This window comes from Bradyrhizobium sp. SZCCHNS3052 (assembly GCF_032484495.1).
Classification (GTDB): domain Bacteria; phylum Pseudomonadota; class Alphaproteobacteria; order Rhizobiales; family Xanthobacteraceae; genus Bradyrhizobium.
The window spans coordinates 119676-132740 of the sequence record NZ_JAUETB010000012.1 but is presented as its reverse complement, the minus strand read 5'-3'; the positions used below and the strand labels follow the sequence as shown (position 1 = coordinate 132740).

The 13065-nt window shown below is 65.0% G+C and carries 16 protein-coding genes; 8 read left to right on the top strand and 8 right to left on the bottom strand.

Features of this window, described 5'->3' with window-relative positions; translation table 11 throughout:
- Positions 1–102: 102 nt before the first annotated feature.
- The gene (locus QX073_RS28340; RefSeq protein ID WP_316170732.1) at positions 103–1074 is read left to right on the top strand and encodes an alpha/beta hydrolase; all 972 of its coding nucleotides are present in this window, start codon (positions 103–105) and stop codon (positions 1072–1074) included.
- Positions 1075–1100: 26 nt separating this feature from the next.
- Positions 1101–1913 carry an alpha/beta hydrolase gene (locus QX073_RS28335; protein WP_316226721.1) on the top strand — a complete coding sequence of 271 codons (813 nt, stop codon included), beginning with the start codon at positions 1101–1103 and terminating at the stop codon, positions 1911–1913.
- A 370-nt stretch (positions 1914–2283) separates the two neighbouring features.
- Here the strand turns inward: QX073_RS28335 and QX073_RS28330 are convergent, their stop codons facing one another.
- The 3 genes from QX073_RS28330 to QX073_RS28320 all read right to left on the bottom strand — a co-directional run bounded on the left by QX073_RS28330 (position 2284) and on the right by QX073_RS28320 (position 4738).
- A complete protein-coding gene (locus QX073_RS28330; RefSeq protein WP_316226720.1) occupies positions 2284–2742 on the bottom strand; it encodes a hypothetical protein in 459 nt (152 codons plus the stop codon).
- An 87-nt stretch (positions 2743–2829) separates the two neighbouring features.
- Positions 2830–3372: an Imm21 family immunity protein gene (locus QX073_RS28325; protein ID WP_316170815.1), complete on the bottom strand. Its 543-nt coding sequence runs from the start codon at positions 3370–3372 to the stop codon at positions 2830–2832.
- Positions 3373–4063: 691 nt separating this feature from the next.
- Positions 4064–4738: a response regulator transcription factor gene (locus tag QX073_RS28320; protein WP_316170729.1), complete on the bottom strand. Its 675-nt coding sequence runs from the start codon at positions 4736–4738 to the stop codon at positions 4064–4066.
- A gap of 352 nt (positions 4739–5090) precedes the next feature.
- Here QX073_RS28320 and QX073_RS28315 point away from each other — a divergent pair, with 352 nt between their 5' ends.
- Positions 5091–6761 (top strand): MFS transporter, encoded by a 1671-nt coding sequence (locus QX073_RS28315; RefSeq protein WP_315717904.1) that lies wholly within the window; start codon positions 5091–5093, stop codon positions 6759–6761.
- A gap of 108 nt (positions 6762–6869) precedes the next feature.
- Here the strand turns inward: QX073_RS28315 and QX073_RS28310 are convergent, their stop codons facing one another.
- From QX073_RS28310 to QX073_RS28300, 3 genes are all read right to left on the bottom strand, one after another.
- Positions 6870–7337: a secondary thiamine-phosphate synthase enzyme YjbQ gene (locus QX073_RS28310; RefSeq protein WP_315751306.1), complete on the bottom strand. Its 468-nt coding sequence runs from the start codon at positions 7335–7337 to the stop codon at positions 6870–6872.
- 24 nt (positions 7338–7361) lie between these two features.
- Positions 7362–7928 (bottom strand): hypothetical protein, encoded by a 567-nt coding sequence (locus QX073_RS28305; RefSeq protein WP_315828027.1) that lies wholly within the window; start codon positions 7926–7928, stop codon positions 7362–7364.
- Positions 7929–8030: 102 nt separating this feature from the next.
- Positions 8031–8654 (bottom strand): 2-hydroxychromene-2-carboxylate isomerase, encoded by a 624-nt coding sequence (locus tag QX073_RS28300; protein ID WP_316170728.1) that lies wholly within the window; start codon positions 8652–8654, stop codon positions 8031–8033.
- Between the two features lie 284 nt (positions 8655–8938).
- On the opposite strand from QX073_RS28300, the gene QX073_RS28295 reads away from it, so the two are divergent.
- From QX073_RS28295 to QX073_RS28275, 5 genes are all read left to right on the top strand, one after another.
- Entirely contained in the window at positions 8939–9316 is a 378-nt protein-coding gene (locus tag QX073_RS28295; protein WP_315717908.1) for an AtpZ/AtpI family protein, read from the top strand.
- Positions 9317–9403: 87 nt separating this feature from the next.
- Positions 9404–10147: a F0F1 ATP synthase subunit A gene (locus tag QX073_RS28290; RefSeq protein WP_315735910.1), complete on the top strand. Its 744-nt coding sequence runs from the start codon at positions 9404–9406 to the stop codon at positions 10145–10147.
- A 40-nt stretch (positions 10148–10187) separates the two neighbouring features.
- Entirely contained in the window at positions 10188–10415 is a 228-nt protein-coding gene (locus tag QX073_RS28285) for a F0F1 ATP synthase subunit C (RefSeq protein WP_006615622.1), read from the top strand.
- 28 nt (positions 10416–10443) lie between these two features.
- Complete coding sequence (locus QX073_RS28280; protein ID WP_315717910.1) at positions 10444–11019, top strand: F0F1 ATP synthase subunit B'; 576 nt, start codon at positions 10444–10446, stop codon at positions 11017–11019.
- Positions 11019–11510 carry an ATP F0F1 synthase subunit B gene (locus QX073_RS28275; protein WP_315827988.1) on the top strand — a complete coding sequence of 164 codons (492 nt, stop codon included), beginning with the start codon at positions 11019–11021 and terminating at the stop codon, positions 11508–11510. The genes QX073_RS28280 and QX073_RS28275 overlap by 1 nt, the downstream gene beginning before the upstream one ends.
- 107 nt (positions 11511–11617) lie before the next feature.
- On the opposite strand, the gene QX073_RS28270 is transcribed toward QX073_RS28275, so the two are convergent.
- Together QX073_RS28270 and QX073_RS28265 are read right to left on the bottom strand one after the other, a co-directional pair.
- On the bottom strand, positions 11618–12235 hold the full coding sequence (locus tag QX073_RS28270) for a hypothetical protein (RefSeq protein WP_315717956.1): 618 nt from the start codon (positions 12233–12235) through the stop codon (positions 11618–11620).
- A gap of 142 nt (positions 12236–12377) precedes the next feature.
- A complete protein-coding gene (locus tag QX073_RS28265) occupies positions 12378–12965 on the bottom strand; it encodes a GNAT family protein (RefSeq protein WP_315717912.1) in 588 nt (195 codons plus the stop codon).
- Positions 12966–13065: the final 100 nt, after the last annotated feature.

Sequence of the window (13065 nt, the reverse complement as noted above, 5' to 3'; positions counted from 1 at the left end):
TTTGCGTCCCGGTAAAAAATCCTTGGCGCGGCTACCCTCTAATACCGCGCACCTCCCTCGTCTAGCTTTGCGTGCATCAACACGCCCACTGAGGAGATCGCCATGACCCTTCCCCGCCTGCTGCAACGAACCGCCCTCGCCGCCAGCGCGCTCACGATGCTGACCAGCGCCGCCCTCGCCGACGCAACCGACGCGCCCGGCAATTTCCCGAAGACCTTCCGCACCCAGGAGATCCCGACCAACGGCACCACGCTCCATGTCCGCGTCGGCGGCAGCGGACCGGCGGTCGTCCTGCTGCACGGCTATGGCGACACCGGCGACATGTGGGTGCCGCTCGCCGCTAAGTTCGCCGAGAACCACACCGTGATCGTGCCCGACCTGCGCGGGCTCGGCCTGTCCGCCCGCGCCGACAAGGGCTTTGAGAAGGCCAACCAGGCCGAGGACATCACCGGCGTCATGGACGCGCTGGGCGCGCGCACCGCCGAGGTCGTGGCGCACGACATCGGCAACATGGTCGCCTATGCGCTGGCGGCGCGGCACGCCGACCGCGTGACCAAGCTGGTGCTGATGGATGCGCCGGTGCCGGGCATCGGCCCGTGGGAGGAGATCCTGAAGAACCCGCTGCTGTGGCACTTCCGCTTCGGCGGCCCCGACATGGAGCGCCTGGTGGAGGGGCGCGAGCGCATCTATCTCGACCGCTTCTGGAACGAGTTCTCGGCTAACCCTGCCCACTTCCCGGAGGCCGCGCGCGTCCATTACGCGCAGCTCTATGCCGGCCCGGGGCGGATGCATGCGGGCTTCAGCCAGTTCGCCGCCTTCGATCAGGACGCGATCGACAACCGCGCCTGGCTCGCGGCGCATGGCAAGCTGACGATGCCGGTGCTGGCGATCGGTGGCGCGGCGTCCTTCGGCCCGACCATGGCGGTGGTGGCACGGGCCGGCGCGTCCAACGTGCAGGAGCAGGTCATCCCCGGCTCCGGCCATTGGCTGATGGAGGAGCAGCCGGCCGCGACGGTCGCTGCGATCGACGCCTTCCTCAACGGGCAGTCCGCCGCCACGCCGCCGCGCAACTGATCCAACGCAGCAGAAGGGCGCCGATCATGTCGACCCACACATGCGATGATGCGATCGGCGGGGCCAACGCCTCGCAAAGGCGCGCGATCATCTTCATCCACGGCCTGTGGCTGAAGCCCGGCTCGTGGGATCGGTGGGTCGAGCTGTTCGACGCCGCCGGCTACGCCGGGTTGGCGCCCGGCTGGCCGGCGGAGATGGGTGGCGCCGCCGCGCCCGAAACCATCGGCGAGGTAGCGGCGCACTTCGCCGCGATCGCGGGCGCACTCGACCGGCGCCCCGCCCTCATCGGCCATTCCTTCGGCGGCCTGATCGCGCAGATCCTCGCCGGCCGCGGACTGTCGGCGGCGACGGTCGCGATCGATCCGGCGCCGTTTCGCGGCGTGCTGCCGTTGCCCATCTCCGCCCTGCGCTCCGCCTGGCCGGTGCTGCACAACCCAGCCAACGCCAGCCGCAACGTCAGCCTCACGCCCGACCAGTTCCGCTACGCCTTCGCGAACTCCCTGCCTGAGGCCGAGAGCGAAGAGCTCTACGACGCCTATCAGGCGCCGGCCCCGGGCCGGCCGATCTTCCAGGCCGCAGCTGCCAATCTCAATCCGTGGACAGAAGCCCGCGTCGACATCGAGGCCGCCGACCGTGGTCCGCTGCTGATCATCTCCGGAGAGCATGATCACACCGTGACGCCCTCGGTCGCTCATGCAGCGTTCGAGCGGCAGAAGCGCAATCAGCACGCGGTCACCGAGTTCGGACAATTCCCGCAACGCGGCCACTCGCTGATCATCGACAGCGGCTGGCGCGAGGTGGCGAAGGCGACGCTAGGGTTTGTGGGGCGGTTTATCTAGACGCGCGCTCCCTGAACCCGCGGTCAGGCGGAACTCTCGCGGTGCCCCCGCTGTCATGCTTCGCGAAGGCGGAGCATCCAGTACTCCGCGGCAGAAGATATCGAACCGAGACGTTACGGCGTACTGGATCGTCCGCCAAAGCCTGTCATCCGGCATGCCGAAGGCCGGACCGGGTGGCGGACGACGACAGCGGGATCTGGATGGCCATGTCAATGTGACCAGAACAAGCGGTCGTCGACGAGCAACCCCGTGGTAAGATCCCCTGTCCATCCCGTCGTAGGTCTCGCAGAAGAACGCGACGAACGAGAGACATCCGCTCCCAAACGTTCGCGTCAGCTCGACGTGCACGCCACCGTATCACTGCGATCCACTACTTCGCCAGAGACCTCAGCTTTGCCAGCCTCTCGCGCACCTCAACCGCGTCGAGGTTCAGAATGGGTCCGGTCGATCCGCTCAAGGAGGTGATGTAGAGATCTTTCTCATTCAGGAAGAGGATGTAGTCGGCGCCCGCCAAGAGCGGGAGGGTGCAATTGCCGTACCCAAACGGCGCGCTCCGGACCTTTCCGTTTTTCGGTGGACTTCCTTTGATCGATTCTATCGTAGAGACCGATGCTTCAACGATCGTGTTGTAGGCTCCCTTCATATTGGCCGGCACGTCGATCTCTTCAACAGATGTGAGATGCGCGACGACGACCGCAGACGCTCGCGCGAGCAGCTCCTCGTCAGTCGGAATCGGCTTCGCAGATGAGCAAGCAGATCCAGGCGAGACTTGCGCGATCGACACGACGATCAAAGAGGCCGCCCAAGCTGAACAACGTGTTGCTGACATCGACCCGTCTCGCCTTCCTGTCTTCCGATCCCAGCAGCCCTGTCGTACGTCAAGTGAACGACCTGAACTTCTAAACATCGTCGATACTCACGGGCTCATCCAGCGAATCTCGCGAACGACAATCGCGAGCCCTACTGACTCGTAGTGAACCGCTCTCGCGAGGTATTTTCCCGGCCGCAGCACGACGGTCAGATGATTACCCTGCAGATCATCACCCGGATCCGATGCATCGATCAGCCACATGACTCCGGACGTACCGGTCTTGAATTCGAGCCGCTCGGCGTCTGCACCGCAGAGATCGTCTCGGAGTTGCGGCGCGCGTAGTGCAAGATCAATCAGCCGCTCGTCGTCTACGCCGAGCCATTGAACAAAATGGCCTCGGTCACCCCGATCACTTGCGTACCACGCCACGTCACCGATATCGCCCGAAAACACGATAGCGGCACCATCGCCGCAGACAATCGATCCCAGCCAGGTATTCACCCTGCATGCACGTGCATAGTCGCTTTGGTCCTTCGGACCCTGGTGATTGCGCCATCCTTCGATGCCTCGCCAAAACGGCAATTTCTCGAACGGGATGAGCAGGTGCGGACCGCCGGTCGTGTCTATCCAGGTGCCGGTTCGGGTCATCGGCAAAGGATAGCAGATTTTTCCTACTGCCGACGACGCCGACTCAACGAGAGTCAGTCAAAATTTCAATTTCCATTTTCCAGAAATCATGCTAATCACTGAGTCGTCCCGTGCCCGCCATGAGGGGCGCTTCGCGATCGTCACGAACGTGGGGCGCGGGATGCGGTGGGCGCGTCGGGTCGCAGCGGGCTTGGTCCTGCGGACGAACGATCCGGCGCGCACGGTCAAGCCGTGTGGTCCTGGCATCCCGGTGCTGATGCCAAGTCCGTAGCGACGATGTTGCGGATGACGGGGGCAAGAACGCCGGTCCCCGGGGAGAGCACGGAGCAGCCGTCAAAACCATCGCGCAGGGAGGGCCGGGTGTGTTCGGCCAGACCTGTGGTGACTGCCGCCTGCTTTTTTTCTGCAGGCGGGCCACGGGCGCGGCCAGCGCCCGGCCTTCCCTGCGCCCTCTGTCTTCGAGGGGGCGGACAATGAGCAAAGCTCGGACGCGCTGTGCGCCGCGAGGCCGTGAAGGTGTGTCGCGAGTGAAGCAGAAGGCGTGCGGAATGGACGCTGTCCACATACACTGCAAGACGGCATCAAGCGCCGGCCAATGGCGCCTCCGGCAGACAGCTGCGGGGTGTCGTCATTCCGGGGCGGCTCGCAGAGCCGAATCCGGAATGACGACTCATCCAGATTTTCCCGTCGCCTACTTCCCCGTTGGCGCGTCCTGCCGCCAGGCGCTGCCCGCGATCTTCGCCGCCGCAATCACCGCCTGCGTCCGGCTCTCGACGCCGAGCTTCTGCAGGATGGCCGACACATGCGCCTTGATGGTCGCCTCGGAGACACCGAGCTCGTAGGCGATCTGCTTGTTGAGCAGCCCCTGCGACAGCATCATCAGCACCCGCACCTGCTGCGGGGTCAGCGTCACCAGACGGTCGCGCAGCTTCGTCATCTCCGGATCGGCGCCGGCGGCCAAGTCCGTGTCGGGCGGCACCCAGACGTCGCCGTCCATCACCTTCTTGATGGCATCGCGCAGCGTGTCGACACCGAACCGCTTCGGGATGAAGCCGGAGGCGCCGAAATCGAGCGAGCGGCGGATTGTCGCGCCATCGTCGCTCGCCGACACGATGACGACCGGGATCGCCGGATATTGCGCGCGCAGATAGATCAGGCCCGAGAAGCCGGAGATGCCGGGCATGGTGAGGTCGAGAAGTACGAGATCGACCTCGGAATCCTTTTCCAACAGCGCGGTGAGGTCCTCGAACGAACCGGCCTCGTCGACCACGGCCTCCGCGAGCACGCTCGCGACCGCCTGCCGCAAAGCGTTGCGGAACAGCGGGTGATCATCGGCAATGACGAGATGGGTGCTGGCAGCCGCCATGAATCCAGACTTGACCTTGCGAGACCGACGACGTGCTGCAACTGCACGCGCCCGGTTTTCCGGAAATACTCGCCCGGCCACCGGTTGCATGCAAGCGTCCAATTCCACTTGCAGGGAAGGCGGTTAATCCGAACCTTGTGCAACGCAACATCGGTAGCGCGACGGCCGCTCACCGAACTTGATCCGGCGCAATGTCCCCATCTTTCCCGCGCGCCGCCGAGGGCAGAGCCGAAAGTCGTATTGGGGCGGGTTTCACTGCAATGTTACTGAAGAGCAAGGTCTCCGCGACCTGCGCCGTCCAAGTCCGGCATGCGGAGGCGAAAGCCATCATCACAACAATCATGGGGAGCGAATGCCGATGTCGACAATGGTAGCCACACAAGCGAGATCGGGAGGCATGACGAAGGACGAACGCTTCGTCATTCTGGCCTCCTCTCTCGGCACCGTCTTCGAGTGGTACGACTTCTATCTTTACGGGTCGCTGGCCTCGATCATCGGCGCGCAGTTCTTCAGCGGCTATCCGGCAGCCACCCGCGACATTTTCGCACTGCTCGCGTTCGCCGCCGGCTTCCTGGTCCGCCCGTTCGGCGCGATCGTGTTCGGCCGCATCGGCGACATCGTCGGCCGCAAATACACCTTCCTGGTCACGATCCTGATCATGGGCCTGTCGACCTTCATCGTCGGCCTGCTGCCGAACGCCGAGACCATCGGCTTCGCGGCACCGGTGATCCTGATCGGCCTGCGCCTGCTGCAGGGCCTCGCGCTCGGCGGCGAGTATGGCGGCGCCGCGACCTATGTCGCCGAGCACGCCCCGATGGGCAAGCGCGGCTACTACACCTCCTTCATCCAGACGACGGCGACGATGGGCCTGTTCCTGTCGCTGCTGGTCATCCTGTTCACCCGCACCATCATCGGCGAGGCCGACTTCGCCAAATGGGGCTGGCGCATTCCGTTCCTGGTCTCCGTGCTGCTGCTCGGCGTCTCCGTCTGGATCCGTCTGCGCCTGAACGAATCGCCCGTGTTCCAGAAGATGAAGGACGAGGGCAAGAGCTCGAAGGCGCCGCTGACGGAAGCGTTCGCGAACTGGGGCAACGCCAAGATCGTGTTGCTGGCGCTGATCGGCGCCACGATGGGCCAGGGCGTGGTCTGGTACACCGGCCAGTTCTACGCGCTGTTCTTCCTGCAATCGATCCTGAAGGTCGATGGCTACACCGCCAACCTGCTGATCGCCTGGTCGCTGCTGCTCGGCACCGGCTTCTTCATCGTGTTCGGCATGCTGTCCGACAAGATCGGCCGCAAGCCGATCATCATGGGCGGCTGCCTGATCGCGGCACTGACCTTCTTCCCGATCTTCAAGATGATCACCACCAACGCCAATCCGGCCCTGGAGAAGGCGATCGAGGCGACGAAGGTGGAAGTGGTGGCTGATCCCGCCGGCTGCGGCGATCTGTTCAACCCGGTCGGCACCCGCGTCTTCACCGCGCCTTGCGACACCGCCCGCGCCTTCCTGGCCCAGTCCTCGGTCAGGTACTCGACCGTTTATGGCCCGGCCGGCTCCGGCGTGAAGGTCACCTTCAACGGCAAGGAAGTGCCCTACACCGATGCGAAGACCAGCAACCCGGCGCTGACGGCCGCGATCGGCGAGGCCGGCTATCCGAAGGCGGGTGACGCCGGGATCGTCAAGATGGCGCATCCGTTCGACATCTTCCGTCCGCAGGTGGCCGCCATCATCGGTCTGCTGTTCATCCTGGTGATCTTCGTCACCATGGTGTACGGCCCGATCGCCGCGATGCTGGTCGAGCTGTTCCCGACCAAGATCCGCTACACCTCGATGTCGCTGCCGTATCACATCGGCAACGGCTGGTTCGGCGGCCTCCTGCCCGCAACCGCCTTCGCGATCGTGGCCTCGACCGGCGATATCTATGCCGGCCTGTGGTACCCGATCTTCTTCGCCGTGATCACTGCGGTGGTCGGCTTCCTGTTCCTGCCGGAAACCAAGGACGTCGACATCCAGGCCAATTGATCACGAGGCGAGCGGCACCCCGCTCGCATCTGCCTCCAACGACGAACGGCCGCGGATCACTCCGCGGCCGTTCCGCATTTCAGACCCGCGGGTTTTCTCTTTATGGCCTCAGGCCGCGCCGATGAACTGCAACACCACCTCGCGCCGATGCGGACGCGCACGATGCTCGATCAGATAGAGCGCCTGCCAGGTGCCGAGCATCATGCGGCCGTCTTGCACCGGCACCTGCAGCGACACCGCGCTCAGCATGGTCTTGACGTGTGCCGGCATGTCGTCCGGCCCCTCGGTGTCGTGCATCCAGCCGGCATCCTCCGGCGCCAGCCGCGCCAGCGCCGTGGTGAGATCGTGCAGCACCGTCGGATCGGCATTCTCCTGGATCGTGAGCGACGCCGAGGTGTGGCGGATGAACGCGGTCACCACCCCTTCCTTCGCACGGACCTCGCGCAGGAACGCCGCGACCTCGCGCGTCAGGTCGGTGAAGCCGCGGCCGGAGGTCTGCACCGTCAGGGCCGCCGTCACGACCGTGTTGACGGCGACGGCCGACGGCGCCGTCCGCGACATCGATGCTGCCGGCATCTGCCTGACCTCCTCGCCCCGGGGTCAGATCCTGCCCGAGACGTCCTTCTGCACCCGTGTTGCCATGTCGAGCAGCCGGCGCCAGGCCTGCTCGAGGAACCCCATCATGCGGTCCATGTCCTGGTCGCTGGGCAGCGGGATCTCGAGCTTGCGCGTTCCATCGGAGGATTTCGATTCACCCGGCTTGTCCCCCGTCCTGGGTTCGGCTTTCCTCAACTGATCGGACTTGGGCAGCGCCTGATCTTTCGGCAGCGGCTCATCAATCTTGCCGGAGATGCTCTGATCGCGCGACGCGAGCTGGCCCTTGAGCTTTTCATTCTCCGCCTGCAGACGGCCGATCTCGGCGTCCAGCGCGGCGCGCTCATCAGGCACCGCGTAACAAGCAAAGCCCGATCCACTGCTGTTGTTGCACATCGAGACCGCACCGGTCTTGGTATCGAGCCGGATCACGCCGTCCGATGTCGTCGACATCGTATAGCGTCCCTTGTCGCCGTCAGGCGCGGTGTCCTCGACCGCAAACGCCTCTCCGCCCAGGCAGCTCAACGCCAGCAGCGCGAGGAGGGACGGCCGGTACGGCTTCGTGAGACTCATGGCTGGCTCTCCCAGGCGCATTCGCAACCGCCGCCATGCACGCCGACATTGTGTCGCGGCCATGACGTTGCCTCAGGTGCGATCCCCTGCCACAGGCCGCACCTATGCTTCGGACGTATAGGCGGAGCGACCGGATTTCAACGCGTCCGCCAGCAGCTCGAGGCGGTCCTGCCCCCAGAAGATCTCGCCGTCCAGCACATAGGCCGGCGAGCCGAACACGTCGGCCGCGATCGCGTCCTGCCGGTTCTGCTCGTAGGCCGCCCCGACCACGTCCGTCGCCGCCTGCGTCACGAGATCGCGGCCCGGCAGACCGGCTGCATCGGCCAAGCCGGCGATCACCTCGGCATCCGCAAGATTGAGCTGCTGCTCCCAGATGGCCGGGAAGGCGCGCTGCAGATAGGGCTCGGGATCGAGGCTGGCCTGCTGCGCCGCGATGACGACGCCGTCGGCGAGCCGGGCGTTGAAGGGCCAGTTGCTCGGCTGGATGTGGAAATCGAGACCGCGCTTGTCGCGCCACCGCTTCAGCTCGACGATGCGATAGCGCTGCCGCGCCGGATGGCGCTTGGCCAGCGGAAGCCCGCCGGTCTCGGCGAACAGATCCACCAGCATGACCGGTTTGAGGTTGACGGTCGCGCCGTGGCTCGCGGCGATGTCGCGGAACAGCCGGTGGCCGATATAGGCCCATGGCGACTGCAGCGAGAAATAGTAATCGATCTGGCGCGACATGCGGGTTCCCGTGCCGGTTGGAAGTCAGCGACATCGGATCAGAGGGCACTGACAGGTGCAAGATCGCAGCCGCACACAACACTGTTGATGCGGCGCGGTGACACGCGCGACCGATCTGACGAAAAAGCCGAGAAAACGTGTAAATTCAGGCATCTAACAGTTCAACACGCAATCTTGACTTGGGGGGATGCGGTCAGTATGGTCCGCCCGGCTTTAAAGGGCGATGGGGCGCTAATTCCTGAAACTCGCGGCCGGGTCGGGTCTCCACACGTGGCGGATGGCACATGGCGGATGACACGAACGAGAGCAGCGGACACAAGGATCGCGACAAGTCGCCCGATGAGGTTGCGCTTTCCGCAAGGCTCGGAAGTCTCGACCAACGGTTGTCCGAAATTCGCGACGGCCGCTCGATCGGGACTGATCAACCTGGAATCGGCAGCGGTGACACTGCAGCCAGGGCTTCGGCCATGGCGCGTGGCCTGCGACTGTCGTCCGAGTTGATTGCCGGTGTCCTCGTCGGCGCGGTGCTTGGATGGGGCTTCGACCGCTTGCTGTCGACATCGCCCTTCGGATTCATCGTGTTTTTCCTGCTCGGCTTCGCCGCCGGCGTGTTGAACGTGGTGAGATCCGCAGGCATAGCTCCCGACAGGCCCCGCCAGTGAGGCATGCGCGGAAGACCTCGGCGCGGAAGACCAACGAGTGAATTGCAAAGCGCCGGCGTGGCCGGTGAACAATGAGACGCCACGCGGATGATCGATCCGATCCATCAATTCCACCTCAACAAGATCTTCACGATCGGCCATATCGGCAATCAGGAGATCACCTTCACCAACTCGTCCGCGTACATGCTGCTCGCGGTCGTGCTGATCGCCGTCATGATGATGGCCGCCGGGCGTGCGCTCGTGCCGGGCCGGTTCCAGTCGGTGGTCGAGCTGTCCTACGAATTCGTCGCCAACACCATCAGAACCAGCGCCGGCTCGCACGGCATGACGTTCTTCCCGCTGGTGTTCTCGCTGTTCATGTTCATCTTCGTCTCGAACATCGTCGGCATCATACCCTACACCTTCACCGTCTCCAGCCACATCATCGTCACCTTCTCGCTGGCGCTCTTGGTGTTCCTGACGGTCATCATCTACGGCTTCTACAAGAACGGCCTGAAGTTCTTTAAGCTGTTCGTGCCGTCCGGCATCCCCGCGGTGATCCTGCCGCTGGTGGTCGTGATCGAAATCATCTCTTTCTTCTCCCGCCCGATCTCGCACAGCGTCCGTCTGTTCGCCAACATGCTGGCCGGCCACGTCACCCTGAAGGTGTTCGCGAGCTTCGTGACCATGCTCGGCGCGCTCGGCTTCGTCGGCAAGGTCGGCGCGCTGCTGCCGCTCGGCCTCACGGTCGCGCTGACCGGCCTCGAGCTGATGGTCGCGTTCCTCCAGGCCTACGTCTTCACGATCCTCACCTGCATCTATCTCAACGATGCTATCCATCCGGGCCACTGATCCGGCCCTCTCTACCAAACCCCTCAAAGGAGTTCGTTTCATGGATCCGGTTGCAGCGAAGTACATTGGCGCGGGCATTGCCTGCATCGGCATGGGTGGCGCGGGTGCCGGCATCGGCATCATCTTCGGCAACTACCTGTCGGCCGCTCTGCGCAATCCGTCGGCCGCTCAGGGCCAGTTCGGCAACCTGATTTTCGGCTTCGCGGTGACCGAAGCGCTCGGCATCTTCTCGCTGCTGATCGCCCTGCTCCTGCTGTACGCCGTCTAAGACGGCCTGAGCCGGACAGGAGAAGCCCGTGGCTGAAAGTCATGGCGAGGCCAAGGGCGGCGAGGCCAAGGGCACCGCAAGCGCCCATACTGAGGCCGATGGCGGGCATGGTTTCCCTCCCTTCCAGAAGGAAACCTTTCCCTCCCAGATCGTCTCCCTGGTGATCGCCTTCGTGGCGCTGTACGTGATCGTTTCGCGTGTGGCGCTGCCGAAGGTCGGGGCCGTCATCGACGCCCGCCAGAAGTCGATCGACGGCGATCTGGCTGAAGCGCAGCGGCTGAAGGATGAATCCGAAGCCGCGATGAAGGCGTATGAGAGCGAGCTGGCGACGGCTCGTGCCCGTGCCCAGGCGATCGGAGCGGAGACCCGCGAGAAGCTCGCGGCTTCTTCGGACGCCGAGCGCAAGGCGCTGGAAGACAGCCTCGCGGCCAAGCTCGCGGCGGCTGAGAAGTCCATCGCCACCACGCGCACGACCGCAATGAGCAATGTCCGCGGCATCGCCGCAGACGCAGCCAGCGCGATCGTGAAGCAGCTCACCGGCAAGGCCCCCGCGGCCAAGACGGTCGAGGCTGCGGTCGATGCATCGTTGAAGGGAACAGCCTGATGCATTTGCTCGCTGATCCGGAAACCTGGGTTGCGATTGCCTTCGTGATCCTGATGGGCCTGTTCGCCTATCTCGGTGTCCATCGCACGGTCCTGAAGGCGCTCGACAATCGCTCCGAGCGCATCAGATCCGAGTTGGCGGAGGCCAAGCGGCTCAAGGAAGAGGCGGCCAAAGTGCTCGCCGATTACAAGACCCGCCGCGCCAGCGCCGAACGTGAGGCCGAGGAGATCGTCACCAGCGCGAAGGCGGAAGCCGAGCGCATCGCGGCGGAGGCCAAGGCCAAGATGGAAGACTTCGTCACCCGTCGCACCAAGGCCGCCGAGGGCAAGATCGCCCTCGCCGAGGCCCAGGCTCTCGCCGACGTCAGGTCCGCTGCGGCGGAGGCCGCCGTCCAGGCCGCCGCGACCGTGCTGTCGCAGTCGGTCAAGGGCGCTCTTGGCGAAGACCTCGTCGCCAAAGGCATCGCGGAAGTCGGCCGCAAGCTGAACTGAGCGGCAGTCCGTCTCCATCCATCAACTTCAAAAGGCCGGTGCGATCCCATCGCACCGGCCTTTTGCTATTCACGCTCTCCGGCGAGCGCCTCGCGCCACGGCAATCGTCACCGCCGCTTCTTGCCGTGCGGCCGCTCCGGGGTCAGCGCCTGCGGGTCGAAGCCGATGTAGAAGACGTAATTGTCGGCATTGGCGCCGGGCGGCGGCACCGGATAGACCATGTCCTCGGCGACGATCGTGAACGGCACGCTGCCGTCCTCGGTCATCTGCACCGTGGTGCGATACGACTTGGTCGCGATCACCTTCTCGCCGATGCCGCCCTGGACCACGGCGATGCGCATCGGAATGTCGACGCTCGCCGGCGCGCCCGCGGGGCCGGCAACGATGCGGCCCTGGATGCCGATCTTGGCGGTGATTTCGGCCCCGTTGAGACTGCATTCGCGCGCGGTCTTGGTGATCGACGCCTGGAACCGGACGTCGTTGCCAACGGCCTGCTTGCCGGGCGCGGCCACGGCGTAGGTCGAGGCGCCGGCGCGAATGCTGACCGGCGGACAGGTCAGGCCCTCGGTCGGATCGACCGGCGGTCCGCCGCTGGCGGGCAGGTTCTCCTGCCCCTTGTTGTCGGAGCCCCCGCCGAACAGGCTCTTGAAGCGGTCGGTCAGCGATTGGGCGGCTGCCGGCGGCGCCGCGCCGGCGGCTCCCAAGGCCAGCAGCACGGCTGCCAACGTCCCAGCCCTGATCACGCTCGTCTCTCGCATCGTCTGATATCCCCGGCAACTCGGTCGCCCAGCCCAGGCGTCTATACCCATTTCAGAGGCCGGAACCAGCCCCGATCGGCCTCTCCCGCGGCGATCCCGATCACGATTGCTACCCCCGGAAATCTTCGTGCAACAGGCCGTAGAGGTAATGGTCCTGCCAGACCCCGTTGATGCAGAGGTAGCGACGCGCTAGGCCCTCGCGGGTGAAGCCGCATTTCTCCAGCACGCGAATCGACGGCGTATTGGTCGGGATGCAGGCCGCCTCGACCCGGTGCAGATTGAGCTCGCCAAACAGGGTCGGCAGCAGCAGCCGCAGCGCCGCCGTCATATAGCCATGATGCGCGAACGGCTGCCCCATCCAATAGCCGATGGTGCCGGCCTGAACGATGCCGCGGCGGACATTGGCGAGCGTGATGCCGCCGAGCATGGCGCCGTCCTGCTCGCGGAAGACGATGAACGGATAGGAGCGGTCGGCCGAGATGTCCTCGGCATAGCGGCGCAGCCGGCGGCGGAAGCCGGAGCGCGTCAGGTCATCGGATGGCCAGATCGGCTCCCAGGGCGTGAGATAGTCGCGGCTGATCTCGCGCAGCCGCGCCCATTGCGCATAATCGGCCATCTGCGGCGCGCGCAACAGCAGGCCCTGGCCGCGCGGAGCCAGCGCAGCCGGTCCGTTGGATGGCAAGCGAAACAGGGCCATCTGTGATGCTCCCCCTGCTCTTTCCGGGTCGAAGCCTGCTCCGACCCACCCCAGATCTCCGATGCCGAGCGCTGGCGGATTGCAATGCGCGGACCGCACC

What these genes read in the sequence shown, in the direction of transcription:
- QX073_RS28340 (WP_316170732.1), top strand. Translation starts at nt 103, where the DNA reads ATGACCCTTCCCCGCCTGCTGCAACGAACCGCCCTCGCCGCCAGCGCG.
- QX073_RS28335 (WP_316226721.1), top strand. Translation starts at nt 1,101, where the DNA reads ATGTCGACCCACACATGCGATGATGCGATCGGCGGGGCCAACGCCTCG.
- QX073_RS28330 (WP_316226720.1), bottom strand. Translation starts at nt 2,742, where the DNA reads ATGTCAGCAACACGTTGTTCAGCTTGGGCGGCCTCTTTGATCGTCGTG.
- QX073_RS28325 (WP_316170815.1), bottom strand. Translation starts at nt 3,372, where the DNA reads ATGACCCGAACCGGCACCTGGATAGACACGACCGGCGGTCCGCACCTG.
- QX073_RS28320 (WP_316170729.1), bottom strand. Translation starts at nt 4,738, where the DNA reads ATGGCGGCTGCCAGCACCCATCTCGTCATTGCCGATGATCACCCGCTG.
- QX073_RS28315 (WP_315717904.1), top strand. Translation starts at nt 5,091, where the DNA reads ATGCCGATGTCGACAATGGTAGCCACACAAGCGAGATCGGGAGGCATG.
- QX073_RS28310 (WP_315751306.1), bottom strand. Translation starts at nt 7,337, where the DNA reads ATGCCGGCAGCATCGATGTCGCGGACGGCGCCGTCGGCCGTCGCCGTC.
- QX073_RS28305 (WP_315828027.1), bottom strand. Translation starts at nt 7,928, where the DNA reads ATGAGTCTCACGAAGCCGTACCGGCCGTCCCTCCTCGCGCTGCTGGCG.
- QX073_RS28300 (WP_316170728.1), bottom strand. Translation starts at nt 8,654, where the DNA reads ATGTCGCGCCAGATCGATTACTATTTCTCGCTGCAGTCGCCATGGGCC.
- QX073_RS28295 (WP_315717908.1), top strand. Translation starts at nt 8,939, where the DNA reads ATGGCGGATGACACGAACGAGAGCAGCGGACACAAGGATCGCGACAAG.
- QX073_RS28290 (WP_315735910.1), top strand. Translation starts at nt 9,404, where the DNA reads ATGATCGATCCGATCCATCAATTCCACCTCAACAAGATCTTCACGATC.
- QX073_RS28285 (WP_006615622.1), top strand. Translation starts at nt 10,188, where the DNA reads ATGGATCCGGTTGCAGCGAAGTACATTGGCGCGGGCATTGCCTGCATC.
- QX073_RS28275 (WP_315827988.1), top strand. Translation starts at nt 11,019, where the DNA reads ATGCATTTGCTCGCTGATCCGGAAACCTGGGTTGCGATTGCCTTCGTG.
- QX073_RS28265 (WP_315717912.1), bottom strand. Translation starts at nt 12,965, where the DNA reads ATGGCCCTGTTTCGCTTGCCATCCAACGGACCGGCTGCGCTGGCTCCG.